This is a genomic window from Nitrobacter sp. 62-13 (assembly GCF_001896955.1).
Lineage (GTDB): Bacteria > Pseudomonadota > Alphaproteobacteria > Rhizobiales > Xanthobacteraceae > Nitrobacter.
Genome location: NZ_MKRN01000208.1, coordinates 1 through 19,348 on the forward strand (window position 1 = coordinate 1; position 19,348 = coordinate 19,348).

16 protein-coding genes are annotated in these 19,348 nt (G+C 63.6%); 8 read left to right on the forward strand and 8 right to left on the reverse strand.

Features of this window, described 5'->3' with window-relative positions; genetic code table 11:
- Positions 1–2 precede the first annotated feature (2 nt).
- Complete coding sequence (locus BGN91_RS16820; protein WP_292615128.1) at positions 3–416, forward strand: flagellar assembly protein FliX; 414 nt, start codon at positions 3–5, stop codon at positions 414–416.
- Positions 417–759: 343 nt separating this feature from the next.
- Positions 760–1,125, forward strand: a complete 366-nt coding sequence (dksA, locus tag BGN91_RS16825; RefSeq protein ID WP_292615129.1) for an RNA polymerase-binding protein DksA — start codon at positions 760–762, stop codon at positions 1,123–1,125.
- Positions 1,126–1,408: 283 nt separating this feature from the next.
- Here dksA and BGN91_RS16830 read toward each other — a convergent pair whose 3' ends face one another.
- The 6 genes from BGN91_RS16830 to flgF all read right to left on the reverse strand — a co-directional run bounded on the left by BGN91_RS16830 (position 1,409) and on the right by flgF (position 7,500).
- Positions 1,409–3,283, reverse strand: coding sequence for a patatin-like phospholipase family protein (locus tag BGN91_RS16830; RefSeq protein ID WP_292615130.1), 1,875 nt, complete (start codon positions 3,281–3,283; stop codon positions 1,409–1,411).
- A gap of 205 nt (positions 3,284–3,488) precedes the next feature.
- Entirely contained in the window at positions 3,489–3,779 is a 291-nt protein-coding gene (locus tag BGN91_RS16835; protein WP_292615131.1) for a hypothetical protein, read from the reverse strand.
- 262 nt (positions 3,780–4,041) lie between these two features.
- Positions 4,042–4,800, reverse strand: coding sequence for a flagellar basal body L-ring protein FlgH (gene flgH / locus BGN91_RS16840; RefSeq protein ID WP_292615132.1), 759 nt, complete (start codon positions 4,798–4,800; stop codon positions 4,042–4,044).
- A 5-nt stretch (positions 4,801–4,805) separates the two neighbouring features.
- Entirely contained in the window at positions 4,806–5,921 is a 1,116-nt protein-coding gene (gene flgA, locus BGN91_RS16845; protein ID WP_292615134.1) for a flagellar basal body P-ring formation chaperone FlgA, read from the reverse strand.
- A gap of 11 nt (positions 5,922–5,932) precedes the next feature.
- Entirely contained in the window at positions 5,933–6,721 is a 789-nt protein-coding gene (flgG, locus tag BGN91_RS16850; protein ID WP_292615135.1) for a flagellar basal-body rod protein FlgG, read from the reverse strand.
- 11 nt (positions 6,722–6,732) lie between these two features.
- Complete coding sequence (flgF, locus tag BGN91_RS16855) at positions 6,733–7,500, reverse strand: flagellar basal-body rod protein FlgF (RefSeq protein ID WP_292615136.1); 768 nt, start codon at positions 7,498–7,500, stop codon at positions 6,733–6,735.
- Positions 7,501–7,865: 365 nt separating this feature from the next.
- Here flgF and fliL point away from each other — a divergent pair, with 365 nt between their 5' ends.
- The 6 genes from fliL to BGN91_RS16885 all read left to right on the forward strand — a co-directional run bounded on the left by fliL (position 7,866) and on the right by BGN91_RS16885 (position 16,994).
- Entirely contained in the window at positions 7,866–8,363 is a 498-nt protein-coding gene (gene fliL, locus BGN91_RS16860) for a flagellar basal body-associated protein FliL (protein ID WP_292615137.1), read from the forward strand.
- A gap of 18 nt (positions 8,364–8,381) precedes the next feature.
- Positions 8,382–9,587: a flagellar motor switch protein FliM gene (gene fliM / locus BGN91_RS16865; protein ID WP_292615139.1), complete on the forward strand. Its 1,206-nt coding sequence runs from the start codon at positions 8,382–8,384 to the stop codon at positions 9,585–9,587.
- Positions 9,584–10,018 (forward strand): DUF6468 domain-containing protein, encoded by a 435-nt coding sequence (locus BGN91_RS16870; protein WP_292615140.1) that lies wholly within the window; start codon positions 9,584–9,586, stop codon positions 10,016–10,018. Before fliM ends, BGN91_RS16870 begins: the two co-directional genes overlap by 4 nt.
- Positions 10,015–10,824, forward strand: coding sequence for a flagellar protein FlbB (locus BGN91_RS16875; RefSeq protein ID WP_292615141.1), 810 nt, complete (start codon positions 10,015–10,017; stop codon positions 10,822–10,824). The genes BGN91_RS16870 and BGN91_RS16875 overlap by 4 nt, the downstream gene beginning before the upstream one ends.
- Before the next feature lie 211 nt (positions 10,825–11,035).
- On the forward strand, positions 11,036–14,812 hold the full coding sequence (locus BGN91_RS16880) for a tetratricopeptide repeat protein (protein WP_292615142.1): 3,777 nt from the start codon (positions 11,036–11,038) through the stop codon (positions 14,810–14,812).
- Positions 14,813–15,500: 688 nt separating this feature from the next.
- A complete protein-coding gene (locus BGN91_RS16885; RefSeq protein ID WP_292615143.1) occupies positions 15,501–16,994 on the forward strand; it encodes a porin in 1,494 nt (497 codons plus the stop codon).
- Between the two features lie 326 nt (positions 16,995–17,320).
- Here BGN91_RS16885 and fliP read toward each other — a convergent pair whose 3' ends face one another.
- The gene (gene fliP / locus BGN91_RS16890) at positions 17,321–18,076 is read right to left on the reverse strand and encodes a flagellar type III secretion system pore protein FliP (protein WP_292615145.1); all 756 of its coding nucleotides are present in this window, start codon (positions 18,074–18,076) and stop codon (positions 17,321–17,323) included.
- Entirely contained in the window at positions 18,073–19,023 is a 951-nt protein-coding gene (locus tag BGN91_RS16895) for a flagellar biosynthetic protein FliO (RefSeq protein ID WP_292615147.1), read from the reverse strand. Before BGN91_RS16895 ends, fliP begins: the two co-directional genes overlap by 4 nt.
- Between the last annotated feature and the right edge of the window lie 325 nt (positions 19,024–19,348).

Consider the following 19,348-nt stretch of genomic DNA (forward strand, 5'->3'; position numbering starts at 1 on the left):
CGATGCGAATTTATGGCCCGAACGGAACGACGCCTGCGGCGCAGGGCACGACAGCGCGGCGGAGCGGTGGCAGCGAATTTTCCTTGCCGGACCCCGCCGCGACCACGGAAAGCCGCGCTGCCACGACGCCTAAACCGGCCGCGACCATCGATGCGCTGCTGGCATTGCAAGGCATCGAGGAGGATCCGACGGAGCGGCGCAAGCGCTCGGTGCAGCGGGGGAGAAGCGCTCTCGATGTGCTCGACGATCTCAAGATCGCGCTTTTGTCCGGCAATTTCGATCCTTCGACGGTGACGCGACTGCGCACCGCCGCGGCCGATCTGAAATCATCTTCAGGCGACGCTGGTCTCGACGCGGTGTTGTCGGAAATCGAACTGCGCGTCGAGGTCGAACTGGCCAAGGCCGGCCATTACTGAGTGCCGTAGCGCAGCGGTAAATATCGGTACCGCGGTTACCTGTCTCGGCGCTTGCCGACCCGCCTGCGTTCTCGAAAGACGATCGCGGGCGGCAACGGGCGCTCGCAACCGGTTCCCGGTTCCGTATTGTCGGCTATTGATTGGGGGGTATCAAAGGCAGGGACCGCGTTGGGGGAGGCCCGGTCTTTCGACGCGGCGATATTGTCTGTCACAATGGGCCGCTATATAAGTCCGGCCCCAGCCGGGCAGTCCGGCCGCAGCCGAGTCGTCCGGCGCATTGCACGACTATGGAATGCATTTGGAAAAGCTGAAAAATTACAGGCCATCCGAAAAAGAGCCTTTCATGAACGAGCGCCAGCGCGAGTATTTCCGCGCCAAGCTGCTGGCATGGAAGGACGAGATCCTTCGTGAAGCGAAGGTTACGCTGCAGACGCTTCAGGAAGAGAACGTCAATCATCCCGATCTCGCCGACCGTGCGTCCTCGGAAACCGACCGCGCCATCGAGCTGCGCGCCCGCGACCGGCAGCGCAAGCTGATTTCCAAGATCGACGCCGCCTTGCAGCGGATCGAGGACAACACTTACGGTTATTGCGAGGAAACGGGCGAACCGATTTCGCTGAAGCGGCTCGAGGCGCGACCCATCGCGACGCTTTCGGTCGAGGCGCAGGAGCGTCACGAAAAGCGGGAAAAGATCTATCGGGACGAGTAGGGCCGGTGCCCTGGAAGAAAATAAGCATACGGCTGCCACGTTGGTGCCGTTTAGCATATTCCTGGCGAACGAGGCGTTCTGGCGATAAGCCCAGAGATCACGACAGCCAACCGCCTACGCCGTGCATGCCGTACAGCGGAATAATAAAGGGACCGTCATTTAAGATAGCCACTGCTCGGAGTTGGGAACCGTTTTCCAGTTTCACGGGAGCAGTTCGCCGATCCGATTGATGGCCTTCGGTCGAGCGCATCGGCGCTTGAAGACGACAGGATTTCGCGTCCCGCTACCGGAACATCGCCCGCTGCTCGTCGGTCAGCCCGGCCAGCACCTGGCTGGCGTGGCTGTAGCCCGCCGCGACCATCTCCTCGAAACGGCTCCAGTCCAGCAGGCGGCCGTCAGGCACACGCGGCTGAAACAAAAGATCGGTGAACTTCCCCATCTCCTTCTGCTTCGAAACCGAGGTGATGAAGGACGATCGCAGCATCGTCTCCGGCACGCTCGGCAGGCGGTAGCGCCGCTTCGCGCGCGGCCTCAGCCTGTCGCGCAGCAGCGCGAGCGTTCCCGGCATGCAGTCGATGTCGAACACCTGCTCGCGGTTGACCGAGAGATCGACGCCGATGATGCGGCCGGCGCCGAGCCGGGCCATCACATCCACCGGGAAATTGTTGAACGTGCTGCCGTCGTACATCATGTGCCCGCCGACGAAGACCGGCGGCAACGCGCCGGGAATCGCGTAGCTCGCGCCGACATTGCGGGTGAGGTCGCCGCGCGACAAAACCGCTTCGCGGCCGATCGAAAAATCCGACGCCATCGTGAAGAAGGTGATCCAGCTATCTTCGTTGTCGATCGCATCCAGCCCGGTGGCGTCGCGCACGGCTTGCGTCATCGCGCTGCGCGTCCGCGCGCCCTTGATCAGCGACACCAGCGGGATGAAGTTGTAATCGCCCGTTACATTACCCCTTGGATGTTCGAGAAACGCCTTGCGGACGGCGGCTGCGACCTCATCCGCGCTGCGGCCGAGCGCCAGCACCAGACCCATGACCGCGCCGATCGAACTGCCGCCGAGCATGTCGACGGGAATGCCGGCCTCTTCGAGGGCCTTGATGACCCCGACATGGGCAAAGCCGCGCGCGCCGCCGCCCGACAGCACGAGTCCGATGCCGCGCCCTGAAATGATGCGAGCGATCCGAGTCACGTCGTGGGATGACTGCGGACGGAGGTGGAAGTGTCGCGCATCCGGCCGCGCATCCAGCCATCGCGCCGTGCCGGTCGGGATTCTCGTTTCCGTCCTGTGCAGCAGGATCAAAGTTTGCCGCGCGATCGAGATGGGGGCTGCGGGCGACAGGCAGGCCCGCTCGACCGCGGATGGACTGGGATCGCGGCCGGCCTCGGCGAGCAACAGAATTTCGTCGGCATGGCGCAGGCAAAATCGCGTCCATGCGGTGTCCTCACCGTCGGCTGCGAGATACACCGCGCGGCTGCGCGCTTCGATCTCGTCGATATAAGCGGCAAGCGCATCGTGGCGCCGTCCGACCGGGTGAATGGGGGCGACGCCGAAGCGTTCGGCGATCTCATCGGCGGTGACCACCGTTACCGGCTTCGCTTGCGCAGTTTGCGCGTCGCGCAGGCGTTGGGCGAAATCGACGGCGTCCAGCCCGGGCGTGATCGGAAGCACGCAGACGTTCACCGGAACGAGAGGCGGCCGGCGCTCGCGCTCTTGGTGACGGAATCGCCGGATCACGATCCGCATCATCGACATTTCGATATCGGGGTCCTGCGTGATCGCGTGCTCGATCATCGCGCGCGTCACCTTGACAAGCAGGGTATCGCGCACCGCCACGATGGTCGCCGAACGCGGCTCCCCGGTGAACAGCGCGAGTTCGCCAATGGTTTCACCGCGTCCGATCTCGCTCAGGATTTTTTGCGCGCCGGATTCGGTTTGGGAGAAGGCGTGCAGCCGGCCGGACAGGACGAAGTAGACGTCGTCGCTGATGTCTCCCTGGCGCAGCAGTGTCGCACCGGAAGCGAGATCGACATAGTCGGCTTCGGACTGAATGGTTCGCAGGATCCCGGCATTGCTGGACCCGAAGTAGTTGCGAAGCACGGTCTGGAGCAGCGCCTCGCGTTGCTGAAGATCGGGATCGGTTTTCGGCGTCAAACCGCAACTCCTTGACGGCACCTGCCGTCGCGAATTTCAGGCCGCTCGAGCATAGTCCAGAAAGTTGCCCGATGAATGAAATTCTGGCCGCAGCCAATGCCGTCGTCGTCGCCGTTTGGGCGGAAATCCACTTCCGGCCGAGCAATCTGCGTTTCCGATGTAACTCGCTAAGCCGCCGCGCGAGAATGGCTCGAGCTCACCCGATCTAATCGCGCCCGACCCTGCCGGGGAATCCGGGCGCGATGGGACTGTCGCCGCTCAGGCCGCTCGGCACGGCGCCGGTGCCGATGGTTCCGGGCCGCGACGTGTTCGGCACCCCCGGCTGGTTGACCACGCTGGTGTTGAGACGCGGCGATGGCGTTGGCGTCACGATTGTCGCTGATGGCATCTGTCCGTGGAGGTGTACGCGCCCTTTGCGGTGGCGCGCCTGCGCCGCGTTCGAAATCACGCTCAGGGATATGGCAAGGATGATCAAAATGCGAACGAGCGATGACATGGAGGGCTCCAGCGGTTTTCGCACGATGTCAAGAATACATAACGCCATCGACATAGGTATTGCCAGTACCGGCTGGCAGATCGGTTTCATGAACTTTTATTGATTGTCGGAAGCCGGGCGGCAAGCATGCTCGCATGCGTGAAACGATGACGGCCTCCGGCAGGGGAGCTACCGGAGGCCGCAATGCCGGACGATGCATGGCATCGCCGGGTCGTCACCGTCTCGCCTGGGGATTCGCGAAACGGCGGGGAGCTCGTCGAGATCAGAACGGCAGCAGCACGTCCATCACCTGCTGACCGTAGCGCGGCTGTTGCACGTCGCTGATCTGGCCGCGGCCGCCATAGGAGATACGCGCCTGCGCGATCTTGCTGGAGTCGATGGTGTTGTCGCTCTGGATATCCTCGGGGCGAACGATTCCGGCCACGATCAGTTCGCGGATTTCAAAGTTGACGCGGATTTCCTGCTTGCCCTCGACCACGAGGTTGCCATTCGGCAGCACTTGCGTGACCACGGCGGCGACGCTGGTCTGCAGGTTCTCCTGGCGCTGCACCGAGCCCTTGCCGTCGCTGGACGCCGTGGAATCCGTGGTCAGAATGCGGCCCGGCAGTATCGATGTCGCTGGATTTTTGATGGCCTTGCTGCCGATGAAATCCGTGATGCCGGAGTCTTCCTTGCTGGTGCGGCTGCGTTGTGTCTCGTTGGCGATGTTGGCTTTGTCGGTGAAATTCACGGTGACGGTTAGCAGGTCGCCGACGCGTGCGGCGCGCTGATCCTTGAAGAACGCACGCGAGCCGTTCCGCCACAGCGAGTTGGCGTTGTAGGACACCGTCTCGGGCTTCGGCATCGGCATCTGCACCGGCTTGTAACCGGGCTGCGTCGTCGGATTGTCGATCGCGGTCAGTTTGGGCGACTCGCCGATCTGCGACAGCCGATCGATCGATGAACAGCCGCTGGCAAGTCCGGCAGCAGCCAATAGCGTGCCGGTCAGAACGAAGCGGTTGATGTTCGTGGACTTCAACATGAACGTTACTCGGATCTTGGAGACACGGGCGCGCCCTCGCGGGCGAAGTCAGGAGAGGACGCAGCGGCCGTCGGCATTTCGGCAACCGTCGCGGCGCTTGCGAGTCTGCGCGGGATGACCGGCGCGGCCGGAGAGATCGACACCTGGCCGCGCCCCACCACGACGCCGGACACGGTGCGTTTCGATTGCAGGTTGAGGACGCTGACGATGTCGCCTTCTGTGCCGGATTCGGTCGCCTTGCCGCGCACGGTGAGATAGATTCCGGCAGCCTGGTAGATCAGGGTCACGGCCTGGTCGCGTTGCACCAGATCCGGCTTGGTGAGGTCGGCGCCGTGCAACGCCTGACCGGCGCGCATCTGCCGCCGTGTCTGCATCCCGATGACACCGTCGCGGTTCGCGGCATCGTTGCCGACCTCGGCCTTGGGGCGCCGCTCCATCACGACATCGGAGAACTTCAGCAGCGTGTTGCGGTCGACGTCACGGGCCAGCACTGCAGCTTCGACGGTTTCGACAGCGGTGCCGGTGAAGCGCAGCCGCGCGGGTGCGGCGCCTGAGTTATTGCCGATCTCGAGCGTGACGTCGAAACGTCCGTTGCGCGGGTCGAACCGGGTCACGATCGGCGTAACGGCGCCGTCGTTTGCTGCATCGAGATGGACTGTCCGAAGGTCCTTGTCGAAAGTCATCGACAGGTTTTTGGCGTCGCCAAGTCCGTTGCGGTGCTCGAGCGCCACGGCGATCTGCAGTTCGATGTCGTCGGCATCGAGAGTGCGCGCGAGCCGCGTCACCGAGACGTTGCGAATACCGTGAGTATCGACGCCGATCACCTGATGCGCGCGGAGCACGTCGAGCACCTGCGTTGCCGGCAGGACGCCGGTGGTGCCGGGCTCGGGCGCGCGATAGATCGCGATTTGCGCGGCAGTACCGGCGTTGTCGATGACGTCGCCGATGCGCACCACATCGCTCCTGACCTTGACGTCGGAGCGCAGCAAGGGGACGGAAATGGCGGCCGCGGTCCGGATCGCGCTCGCCAGGGCGGCGCGCTGCGGAGCGTCGTTCGCGGCCAGCGCCTGAGCGGACGCCGCCATCAGCGCCGCGACGAGGAGAGACGAGCGGATGGCCATGGTCAGCCTCCCTAGCGGAACAGCGCGGCTGCGGATTGCAGCATCTGATCGGCGGCGCTGATGACCTTGGCGTTCATCTCGTAGGCGCGCTGCGCGGCGATCAGATCGGAAATTTCGGAGACCACCTCGACGTTGGCCTGTTCGAGGTTCGATTGCTGCATGTCGCCGTAACCGTCGATGTTGGCGACACCGTCCTGCGGCGGACCGGAGGCGGGCGTCTCGGTGAAGTTGTTGTCGCCGACCGGCTGCAGGCCGGCCTTGTTGATGAAGCGGGTCAGGCCGATCTGGCCGAGCACCGTCGGCGTCGTCGAACCCGGCAGCGTTACCGACACCTGACCTTGCGCGTTGATGGTGATGCCGGACGAGTTCTGCGGGATCGTGATCGTCGGTTGCACCGGATTGCCCTGCGCGTTGACGATGCGGCCCTGATTGTCCATCTGAAACGTGCCGTCACGCGTATACTGGTAAGTGCCGTCCGGCATCTGGATCTTGAAGAAGCCCTCGCCGCGGATGGCGATGTCGAGATCGTTGCCGGTCATGGAGAGAGTGCCCTGGCTCATCAGCCGCGGCGTGCCGACAGTCTTGACGCCGCCGCCGAGATCGATGCCGACCGGCAGGATCGTGCCTTGATCCGAAGCCTGTGCGCCGACGCGACGGACGTGGTCGTAGATCAGGTCCTGAAACGCGGCCCGCTGCTTCTTGTAGCCGGTGGTGCGCAGGTTCGCGATGTTGTTGGAGATGACCTGGACGTTCAGCTCCTGAGCCGCCATTCCGGTCGCCGCCGTATAGAGAGCGCGCATAATTTCTTTCCTTATGCCGGAACGTCGGCGAGCTTTTCGATCGCCGATCGTTGCAGTTCGCTTTGCTGCTGCAGCAGCGTCGCCATCTGCGTGTAGGCGCGTGACACTTCGACCATGCGGCTCATCTCGCTCACCGCGCTGACGTTGGAGCGCTCGATGAAGCCCTGGCGGACTCGCGCCGTGGTGTCGGGCCGGGCGATGTTGCCTTCGCCCGCGGCGTAGAGGTTGGAGCCTTCCTTGAGCAGCTTCTGCGCCTGCGCGAACGAGACCAGCCGCAGCTTGCCGCGGATCGAGTCGGCGGCGTTGTTGGTGCCCTCGATCACCGTCACGGTGCCGTCGTCGGATATCGCGATGTCGTGGTCGGTCTGCTGGAACGTGATCGGCCCGTTGGTGCCGAGCACCGGACTGCCGGAAGCGGTCACCAGTTGCCCCTGCGCATTGATCTGCAGTCCGCCGTCGCGGGTGTAGCGTTCGCCGGCCGGCGTCTGCACCACCAGGAACGCCTTGCCGTCGATGGCGACATCGAGGGGGTTTTTGGTCTGCTCGGTCGGGCCGCCGGCGAAGTCATGGAAGGTGGCGCGATCCTGCACGAAGCTGAGGCGGCGGTCGCCGCCGACGAAGTTGTCTTCGTGGGCGACCGGCATCAGGTATTCTTCGAACAGCGAGCGGTCGGCCTTGTAGCCGTTGGTGTTGACGTTCGCGACATTGTTCGCAACGACATCCATCTGCCGTTCGAGCATCATCTGCCGCGATAGTCCGATGAGAAGCGTATTCTCCATCGGCGGTTCTCCCCCTCGAGGATCGCGCCAAGCCCTCCCAGGCGTTGGCTGATCGTTTCCAACCTTCAGGCTCTCCCAAGCCTTGCGGTCGTCCGGGGATGTAGCGAAAGCCGTGCCATGTCTGAAAATTACGTATTTTCAATGCATTATGGAAATGAGCGGGCGCGCAGAGGTCGGCAATAAGATCTTGTTGACCATAATGGCCCGGCAAAATCTTCCTACCGTATGGTTAAAAGAAAGAATCCATTAACCATTGCGAACCTAGTGTTAACGCCTGTGGGGCGCGCCGTGCGCCGGGGCATCTGTTTCGCGTCGTTAGCCTGCCCGGCGGCATCGGACCAAACCCTCCAACGGGCGAACTGACGATGGCAGAGAACGATCAGGCCGAGAAAGCGGCAGCCGAAGGCGAAGCGCCCCCCGCTTCCAAGAAAAAGAAATTGATCCTGATCGCAGCGGTTGCCGCGGTCCTTTGCCTGGCCGGGGGAGGCGGCGCCTGGTTCTTCTTCTTTCACGGTCACGGCGACGAACAGCACGCGGAGGCGCCGCCTCCGAAGCCGCCGGCCTTCATCGAAGTCCCGGACATGCTGGTCAACCTGGTCGGGGCGCCGGGCGAGCGCGTGCAATATCTCAAGGTGAAGGTCGTTCTCGAGGTCAAGGACGAGCCGCAGGTCGAGAAGATCAAGCCGGCGCTGCCGCGGGTCACCGATCTCTTTCAGACCTACATGCGCGAGTTGCGTCCCAGCGACCTCAACGGTTCGGCCGGGCTGTTTCGACTCAAGGAAGAACTGACCAAGCGGGTCAATACGGCGATCGCGCCCGGCCATGTCAGCGCCGTGCTGTTCAAGGAAGTCGTCATCCAGTGACGGGGCGGGGGCGGGATCATGGCGGGCGATAACGATCAGTTGGACCAGGATGCGATCGCAGCCCAGTGGGAGGCTTCGCTCGGATCGGAGGACCCCGAGGAAGCCGCGAAGTCCGCTGCCGCCAATGAACTCACGGAGACGATGGCGGAACAGTGGGCCGCCATGGTCGAGGACGGAGGCCGCAATTTCGGCAACGCCAAGAACGGCGGTGAGCGGGTCCTCTCGCAGGAGGAAATCGACAGTCTGCTCGGCTTCAGCGTCGGCGAGATCAACGTCGACGACAGCTCCGGCATCCGCGCGATCATCGACTCGGCGATGGTGTCGTATGAGCGCCTGCCGATGCTGGAGATCGTGTTCGACCGCCTGGTGCGGCTGATGACGACCTCCTTGCGCAATTTCACCTCCGACAACGTGGAGGTCTCGCTCGACCGCATCACCTCGGTCCGGTTCGGCGATTACATGAACTCGATTCCCTTGCCCGCGGTGCTCAGCGTGTTCAAGGCCGAGGAGTGGGAGAATTTTGGGCTGGCAATGGTCGATTCCAGCCTGATCTACTCCATGATCGACGTGCTGCTCGGCGGCCGTCGCGGCCAGACCTCGCTGCGGATCGAGGGCCGACCCTACACGACGATCGAAACCAATCTGGTGAAGCGGCTGGTCGAGGTCGTTCTGGCCGACGCCGAGCAGGCGTTCCGGCCGCTGTCGCCGGTGTCGTTCTCGATCGACCGGCTCGAAACCAATCCGCGTTTTGCCGCGATCACCCGCCCGGCCAATGCGGCGATTCTGGTGCGGCTGCGCATCGATATGGAAGACCGCGGCGGCTACATCGAACTGCTGTTGCCCTATGCCACCATCGAACCGATCCGCAACGTGCTGTTGCAGATGTTCATGGGTGAAAAGTTCGGCCGCGATCCGATCTGGGAAAGTCACCTCGCCACCGAAATCGCGCAGGCGCAGATCGCCGTCGACGCAGTGCTGTACGAGGCCGAGATCCCGCTCAAGCAGCTCATGACCCTGAAAGTCGGCGACACGCTGCCGCTGGACATGCGTCCCGATGCGTCGGTGGCGGTGCGGTGCGGCAGCGTCACGCTGACGGAAGGCCGCATGGGGCGCGTCGGCGATCGCGTCGCCATTCGTGTCTCGAGACACTTGCGCAAACCGAACACGACCTTCGCCATGTTCGAGAGAGCGGACGAACAGACCAAGATGATGGAGGCCCAATGAACCACTCTTTCGGATTAGCGATCGAGAGCCTTGTCGCGGTTCTCCTCGTCTTGACAATCGGTTACTGCATGCTGCTGAACAAGCGGCTGAAGCGGCTGAGGGCCGACGAGCAGTCGCTGAAGGCGACTATCGGCGAACTGATCACGGCGACGGAGATTGCAGAGCGCGCCATCGGCGGGCTGAAGCACACCGTGCGCGACGTCAACGACAATCTCGGCAACCAGATCGTCTCGGCCACCGAACTGTCGCGGCAATTGGCGAAGCAACTGACGGAGGGTGATGCGGTCGTGCGGCGGCTGACCCGGATCGCGCTCGCGGCGCGCCCGGCGACGGCCCCCGAACCGGAGCCCGTGGCCAGCGATGCCCGCTCGGTCGCAGCCGCGGCGCGGGCATTTTCCGAGCGTAGAAGGGCAAGCGGCCTCGCTGCATGAATGCTTTCAGGGACATCCGGGTCATTCCTGTCGTAATGGTCGCGATATTCGGTCTCGCGGTGCTTAAGGTCGCGGGGCTCGTGATTGACGGCGGTTACGTTTTTGATGACCAGCCGAATACGCCCCACCGGTCATGGGCACAGGAGAACCTGAACTTTCCGGGCGCAACGCCCTATGCCGGCGACGTCACGGGTTCGGTCGAGACGAAGAAAAAAGAGGACCCCGGCAAGGAGGGTGCCGAAAAGAACGAATCTAACGGAAAGCCCAAGCCGGCGGTCAGCACGCCGGAGCTAGCGAAGTCGGGCGTTGTCACCATCCCCGAGCCCGGCCAATCGGTGTCGCCGTCCGAGCGTGCGATCCTTGAGCGGCTTCAGAGCCGGCGCCAGGAACTCGAAGCACGCGCACGGGAAATCGACATTCGTGAGAGCCTGCTGAAGTCCGCCGAAAAGCGCATCGAGGGGCGCGTGGAGGAGATGAAGGGTATCGAGTCGCGGATCGCAACCGCGACCGACCAGAAGAACGAGGCCGAAGCCGCCCGCTTCAAGGGACTCGTGACGATGTACGAGAACATGAAGCCGAAGGACGCCGCCAAAGTGTTCGACCGACTGGAAATGTCGGTGCTGTTCGATCTCGCCTCGAAGATCGCGCCGCGCAAGATGTCGGACATTCTCGGCCAGATGTCGCCTGCCGCGGCCGAACGGCTGACGGTCGAGATGGCGCGTCGAGCCAGCGGCGGCGACGCCACCACCGCGGACGCCGATCTTCCGAAGATCGAGGGTAAGCCGACGCCGCAGAATCCCAATTAATATCCTTGCTTAATAAGGCTTTAATTCCGCAATTCTAGAGTCCGTCTGATCGGCGTTCAGCCGCCGGTCAGGAGTTGATAGCGTTTTCGAGCGAAGCATGTCCTCGAACTTGATGGGGGATGGATACCGGTTCGCGTGAAGAAAATGCGTCAAAGCAACAATCAGAGCTTCGCGTCAGAAGCGAAGTTCTGGAGTCGAGAGACGATCTGGAATGGCGCGGACGACTGCCGCTGAATGTTGGTCGCAAGCGCGCTCCCGCGCGCGGCGGCTTTCGCGCGGCTGCATTCCGGCGTTCGCAACGGCGCTGCTGCTGCTCGCGCTGGCTTTTCCCGGTGCAAGCCGCGCGCAGGCCATCAGGGGCGAGGCGACCCTCTCGGCCGCGAAGGGTTTTGCCCGGCTCGTGCTCAAGCTCGACGACGACGTCGATTCCGAAGTGACGGTCGCCGGCACCATCCTCGTGATCCGCTTCAAGCGGCCGGTCGATATTCCTGTCGACAAATTGTCGGAGGCGGTGCCGGACTACGTCGGCTCGGCGCGCCGTGATCCCGACGGCCTGGCCATACGCATGGCCCTTGCACGCAAGGTCTCCGTCAACACGATGACGGCGGGCGAGCGCGTGTTCATCGATCTGATGCCCGATGGCTGGAAGGGTCCGCCGCCGGGTCTGCCACAAGACGTGGTTCGCGACCTGGCGGAGCGCGCCCGCGCCGCCGAGCGCGCGCTGCGCGAAGAGCGCACCCTGGAAGCGTCGAAAAAGCGCCCGCCGGTTCGCGTGCGAGCTTCGGTACAGCCGACCTTCGTGCGCTACGTTTTCGAGCTGCCGGACGGGGCCGGCGTTTCGTCCGCTCTCAACGAGCAGAAACTCACGCTGCTGTTCAAGCCGGCGCTGACTTTCGATCTGGCGGACGCCAAACTGGTAGCGCCCGCCAACGTCGCCTCGATCGCGCAGAAGATGGAAAGCGACGGCGCGCGGGTCGAGATGAAACTGATCGGCGACGTCGACGTGCATTCGTTCCGCGAGGAGAAGAACTACATCGTCGATATCGGCTTCCATCAGACCGGCAAGAGTCTGTCGGCGGCGCTTGCCGAAGTGCAGTCGGGCAAAACGGACGCGGGACAGCCGGCCGGCGCCGCTGCCGCCCCCGCAAAGCCCGCGGGGATTCCGCCGCCGACGTCGGAGACGATTGCCGAACAGGCCGGACTGACGGTGAGACCGCCCCCGTCCGACGCCAAACCGGCCGAAGCCGCGAAAACGCCCGAACCTTCGCCGGCCGCCGCGTCACCTGCCGCACCCGATCAGCCTGTGGCCGATCAGCATGCGCCTGAGACGCCCGCAACTGAAAAGCAGGCCGCCGTCGAAACACCGTCTGCGCCGGCGGTCAAGGCCCCCACCGCCGTAACGCCGGGGAAGCAGACGCCGGTCGGAGACAATCCCGCCGAGCACGGGCTGGCAAAGGCCGCATCAGCAAAACCGGCGGCGTCGCCGCCGCCATCGTCGGCTAAAGGAAGCGCGAACGATGCGGTGACCCTCGCCGCGGTGCGGCGCAGCGACGGCTTTCGCCTGACGTTCGGCTTCGACCGGCCGACGCCGGTGGCGCTGTTCCGCCGCGCCGATGCGGTGTGGCTGGTATTCGACTCGGAGAAGTCGGTCGACGTTGGCGCGATCCGGAAGGAGGGCGGATCGCTTATCACCGACATCGACCGCCGTCCCCTGGAGAAGGGGCAGGCGATCCGCATCCGCCTCACCCGTCCGCAACTGGTCTCGCTCTCGGCCGGCGAGCCCGATGGTTTCGCGCCGGTTACACCGGGGCAGCGCTGGATGGTGACGTTCGCCGATGCCGTGCAGAAGCCGTCGCGCGCGCTGATCGCGCAGCGCAATGTCGTCGATCGCCATCATGCGAGCGTCACCGTGCCGCTCGCTGGCACCGGCAGCCTACACCGGATCGTCGATCCCGATTCCGGCGACGCGCTGATGGTCGTCACCGCGCTTCCGCCAGCGCAGGGTTTTGTCAGGCATCAGGAGTTCGTGGAGTTCTCGCTGCGTGAGTCGACCCAGGGCGTGGTTATCGAGCCGAAGGCCGATGACATCGCCGTCGAGGTTGCGCCCGACAAGGTTACGGTGACCCGGCCCGGCGGTCTCACCCTGTCGGCGGCCAACTCCGGTCCCGAGCGCGCGACGACCGCGGCGCGGCCGATCTTCGATGCCGAGACGTGGCAGAAGGACAGCAACGCGGATTTCTTCCAGCGGCTCGACGAACTGGTCAACGCGGCATCGGCCGCAGGTAATGATGACGCGCGGACCGCAGCGCGGATCGATCTCGCTCGATTCTATATGGCGCGCGGCTTTTATTACGAAGCCAAGGCTGTCCTCGATCTTGCGCTGTCCGAGCAGAATCCCGGACAGGAAGATCCGGTGCTGCTGATCGTGCACTCGGTCGCGAGTTCGCTGACGAATTATACAGCGGCGGCGACGCGCGATCTCGCCAACCCGGCGATCGGCGCCAACTACGATTCCCAGCTGTGGAAGGCGCTCGCGCTCGCGCGGCAGCGCAAGTGGGCCGAGGCGCGCGAAAAATTCAAGAACGCCCAGTTCGCTATCTCCGCGTTGCCGCTCGGGCTGCAGCGTCCGATCGTCGCCGATGCGATGCGGGCATCGCTCGAGGTCGGCGACTATTCCGGCGCCGCCGCGCGCAGCAGCGATCTCGACGCCATCGGTATTCCCGATGAGATGAAACCCAACGTCACGGTCATGCGCGGGCGGTTGTCCGAGGCTTTGGGGCGCGACAAGGACGCGCTCGCCCAATACGAGGAGGCGATGGCCTCGCCGGATCGCGAAGCCGCGACTGAGGCGCAGATACACGACATCGCGTTGCGGCAGAAGCGCGACGAGATCAAGCCGGAGGAGGCGCTGCGCGATCTCGAAACGCTGTCGGCGACGTGGCGAGGCGATCGGCTTGAGGTGCAGACGCTGAATATGCTGATGGCGCTCTACATCGATGCGGGCCGCTATGCCGAAGCTCTGGCGATCGCAAAGACCGCTACCAAGCTGGAGCCGGACTTCGTTGTGTCGCGGCAGATTCAGGACAGGGCTTCGGCGCTGTTTGCCGATCTTTTCCTCGGCGCCAAAGGCGACAATCTTCCGCCGGTCGATGCGCTGGCGATGTTCTACGATTATCGCGATCTGACGCCGATCGGCCGGCGCGGCGACGAAATGATCCGTCGGCTTGCCGATCGCCTTGTCAGTGTCGATCTTCTCGACCAGGCGGCAGATCTCCTGCAATATCAGGTCGATCATCGGCTGGAGGGCGCGGCGCGCGCGCAGGTCGCCGCACGGCTCGCGATGGTCTATCTGATGAATCGCAAGCCGGATCGTGCGATCGCCGCGCTTCGCACCACGCGGATCGCCGATCTCGCCGGTGAATTGCGCCAGCAACGATTGCTGCTCGAGGCTCGCGCGCAAAGCGATGTCGGCCGCCGCGATCTCGCCCTCGACATCATCTCCAATCTCACCGGGCGCGAGGCGATCCGCCTTCGGTCGGATATCTACTGGGCGTCACGACGCTGGCGCGAGGCGTCCGAGCAGATCGAACTCTATTACGGCGACCGCTGGCGCGATTTCACACCGCTCACATCGAGCGAGAAAAGCGACATCATCCGCGCGGTGATCGGCTATGCGCTCGCCGAGGATACGCTGGGTCTCGGGCGGTTCCGCGAAAAGTATGCGCCGCTGATGAGCGGCACTGCCGACAAGATCGCCTTCGATACCGCGAGCAAGCCGGCGTCCGGCAACAGCGCCGAATTCGAACAGATCGCCAGGATGGCGGCGAAGGTCGACACGCTCGACGGCTTCCTGCGCGAAATGAAATCGCGCTTTCCCGATATGACGGCGAGGCCGCCGCTGCCGCCGGAAGCTGCGAAGACGGATTCCGCTCCGACCGGCGCGCTGCCGCAGATTGTCGGACTGAAGAACGTCGAGGCGTCGCGCTGACCGGATGCGAATGCTGGAAGCGAGTCATGGGTCGAGATGAGCTCATGCCAACCGCATCCGAGTGATCGGCCGTCATCCATCGCACGCGCGGCCGCATCGAATGCATCTTCAACAAAACCTGGCATTATCGCGCTGTCGCCGCCCGCAACGACAAAGGCGCTGACAACTTCGTCGCGGGCCTCAACCTTGCTCCAGTTCGAATCTGGTGCTCAAGCGAAACGACGTGCATTGGCCCTGCGAAAGCAGCCTCTATGCACTCAGGATTGTCGCCCTTAGCGGACAGTTCTGCGTTCCGATTGTCGACATCAAAAAAAGTCGGCGATCGTTGTGAGACGTCCGATCAGAACCCACAGCAATCCGGCACAAGGAATGGCGAGATCCGGGGCTGTTCTTGCCCAGAGCCCGCCGAAGAAATGTCCGTATGTTGACATCATGGGGAATCGATATATACAGTAAAATATATCCATAGGATTATATACGCATATATATATCCATAGGATATGGCCGTGGAGGGGGGCACCCCCAGGGCGTCGTTTAATGGTTCGCTTGGGCCTCTCGCGTTGAGCGGGAGCGTCCGACGGTGCGAACGGCTGGGCGGTGAGTCAGGGACTGAGGGGAAACTTCTCTTCGAGTGCTTGCGTATAGCGGATCCGAAAGCCTGCCCTACCAAGCAACTTGGAGGTTTGAGATGAAATTGATGAAGAGCCTTTTCCTCGGCTCGGCGGCGGGGCTGGTCGTCATGAGCGGAGCACAGGCTGCCGATCTTCCGTTGAAGGCCAAGGCGGTCGAATACGTGAAGATCTGCTCCCTGTATGGCGCGGGCTTCTACTACATTCCCGGCACCGACACCTGCATCAAGCTCGGCGGCTATCTCCGTTCCGACATCGGCGTCAACACCAACGCGATCTTCGGCGGCAACACCTCGGGTCCCGCCGGCGCGCAGAACCGCTTCAGCAACGCCTTCACCTGGCGATCGCGTGCGGACCTGACCATCGACACTCGCACCGCCACCGAATACGGAGTCGTCCGCACCTACATGGAGACGGCCTTTTCGTGGACCTCAGGCGGCTACGCCGGTTCGGCTACCGGTGCGACGACGTATAACGGAAACCCCAACGGCGCCGTCTCCGGCGGCCAGCTTGGCGTGTACTTCGCCTTCATCCAGTTCGCCGGCTTCACGATGGGTAAGGCGGTTTCGCAGTTCAGCGCTCCCTGGACGGAGTTTCCGGGCAAAAACATCTACACTGGCCTGGTCGGTGGTGGCGGCACGAACACCGGCGTGAACCAGTTCACCTACACCGCCGAGTTCGGCAACGGCGTGTCGGCTTCGGTCGGCGTGCAGGATCCGAGCGCGTATTACCAACCTGGCATTTTCAACCTCGCCACTGCGACGCAGAGCAACTTCGGTTACGGCGCGAGCGCTTATGGCGGGACCACGGTTCCTGACATCGTCGGCCAGCTCCGCGTCGATCAGGCCTGGGGCTTGTTCCAGGCGTCGGTTGCGGCCCACGACAACAATCCCGCCTACTACGGTGCCACGCAAAATACTGGCGGCCCTGGAGACAAGTGGGGCTGGGCCGGTCAGCTCGCTCTGTCGATCAAGAATATTCCGACTGGGCCGGGTGACACGATCAACCTTCAAGGCGTCTACACGAATGGCGCGACTCGTTACAACATCCAGGATCAGGCCTCCTCGGCGAGCGCTGCCGCGGTCTATTCCGGTGTGACCGGCATTGGATATGGCTTTGCGCCGGATTCGGTATATGGCCCGGGCGGCTCGCTTCAACTGGTTTCGACATGGGGCCTGCGTGGCGGTTTCAACCACAACTGGAACCCGTACTGGAGCAGTTCGGTTTTCGGCGGCTACGCGTCGGTTCGATATACCGGCGCGGCTAAGACCGCGATGTGTGGCGTCGGCGGTACGGTTTTTGCCGCGCTCGGCGCGGGTGTCACCACCTGCAACCCGGACTACAACATCGGTCAGGTTGGTACCAACCTCCGCTGGACTCCGGTCAAGAACCTGACGTTCACAACGGAAGCGGTTTACACCATGTTGGATCAGAAATACGCCGGCGTGGCGGCTCTCGCTGCCAACACTGGCGTTGCCAAGCCCGCGGGCAGCTATGCCCTGAAGGATCAGGACACCTGGACCGTCATGTTCCGCGCGCAGCGCAACTGGTAAAAGTAAAATAGGTCATCTGACGACATTCCGAACGGACCCCGGGCAGGTTTCCTGCCCGGGGTTTTTGCCGGCGCCCTGGAGCGGGATGAGGAAAATGTATAGCGGCCCGCATTCCGCTCCCGGATATTGGAATCGATTGCGTGCATGATTTTGGGCGATCGATTCAAAGTCCTCGTGAACCGGGGACTCTTTTTATCTAAGCCGTGTCGTTCCATGGGCAGCAGCGTTTTCGAGCGAAGCAGGTCTTCGGGCTCGACGCGGGGATGGATGCCGGTTCGCGTGAAGAAAACGCGTCAAAACTTGAACGCTGGAGCGCGCACCGTCGCTCAACTCCCGTAGCTCTGCACCAGGCTGCCCGCCACCAGCGACCAGCCGTCGACCAGCACGAAGAAAATCAGCTTGAACGGCAGCGACACCACGACCGGGGGCAGCATCATCATGCCCATCGACATCAGGACCGACGCCACCACGAGGTCAATGATCAGGAAGGGCAGGAACAGCAGGAATCCGATCTCGAAGGCGCGTTTCAGCTCCGAGATCATGAAGGCCGGCATCAGGATGCGCAGCGACAGATCGGCCGGCGTCGCCGGCGGCGGTTCGCCAGACAAATCCATGAACAGCTTGAGGTCCTTCTCGCGCACGTTCTTCTGCATGAAGCCGCGCAAGGGGACGGACGCACGCTGCAGCGCGTCCTCCACGGTGATCTGGTTCGCGATCAGCGGCTTGATGCCGTCGTCGTAGGACTTCTGCAGCGTCGGTCCCATCACGAACGCGGTGAGAAACATCGCGAGCGCGATGATGACGGTGTTCGGTGGCGCGGTCGCGGTCCCGAGCGCCGTGCGCAGCAACGACAAGACGACCACGATGCGCGTGAACGACGTCATCATGATCAGGATCGACGGCGCGATCGACAGCACCGTGAGCAGCGCGATCAACTGGATCGCGCGCTCGGTCACGCCGCCGTTGCCGGCGCCGCCGAGATTGATGCTGATATCCTGCGCGAACGCCGGATCTGCGAACGATCCGGCGGCTATCAGAACGAGAAGAAATAAAACTCTACGCGGGTGGGCCGCCGGCCTCACGAAGGCGACTTCGGACGCCCGAGCAGCGACGCCATCTCGTCTTCAAGATGCTCGAAGCCGGATTTCGAACCGGGCGGAGGGACCGGCGGCGGCGCCGGCAGTTCGCTGCGCGGCGCGGCAGCCGCAGGAGTTTCCACGGCGCGCGGACGGGGTGGCGGTTCGGGAACGACCGGAGGCGCTGCCGCGGGCTTGCCGTCGTTGGCCGGGCGTCGGAGCGCGGCTTCGAGACGTTGTGCCATTTCGGCAAGATTTTGGTCCGCGTTGGAGGCAGGTGGAGGCGATGCGGTAGGCGCAGGCGCAGGCGGTGGCGGCGGAAATGTCGGTCGCTCGGCAGGCCGGGGGGGCGTTGTGAGCACGGGCTCGACCGGACGAACGGGCGGCCGCGGCGGCATCGTGGGCTCGCTGCGTGCGGCGGGACGGGTGCCGCGAATGTCGGTCCGGCTCATGGGCTCGGGCGTGAAGCCCGCCAAGGGATCGCTGCGGCGCTCGGCGGCGGCCGGACGTCGCGCCGGATCGGGGAAGGGAGGACGCGGGGCCGGGCGCGTCGGGTCCGGCATCTCGTCGGGATGATCGAGCGGATCGGAGCGCGGGCTGTCGGACTCCGTCCAGCCGGTTTCGGCCAGCGGCGGCATCCGCGGCAGTTCGCCGCCGGCGGAAGGACGTTGCGGGATCTGATCGCGCCCCGGTGCGCGGACGATGTTGGGTTCCACGACAATATCGGACGGTCCGCCGATCATTAGAAGGTGTTCGACGTTGTCGCGGCGCACCAGAACCAGCCGCCGGCGTCCATCCACGGCGGCGGCATCGATCACCGCCAGGCGGGGCATCCGTCCACGATTGGCGTTGGTGCCGAGCCGGTTTCCCGCAAATCGCCGTACCAGCCAGGCGGTCCCGGCGATCAGCGCCAGGACCACAATGAATGCGATGACGAATGTGATTGCCTGCATTTTTTGTGTCCCTGACAGAAAGCGGCTTTATTGCAGCTTCGGATCGTCGAATGCCTTTCGGCACCCTCCCGTGACGACCGAGCCTTGGCCCAATCTGTTAACCCCGTCCGGCAAAAGCTGCCGCTGACGTCCTTAATAACCTATGAATCGACCAGACCAAAACAACTTCTGAGCACCGGCCGTTCCGGTTAATGGAGGTGGTTAACGCGGGGCTTTTTGGCAAAATGCGCTTCGGGCGGGATTGAGGACGTTTTTTGGCCGGGGAAGGCCGCGGACTTCGGCGGAATCGCGTGGCTGCGGGTCTTAACCGGTTGTTAACCATAAA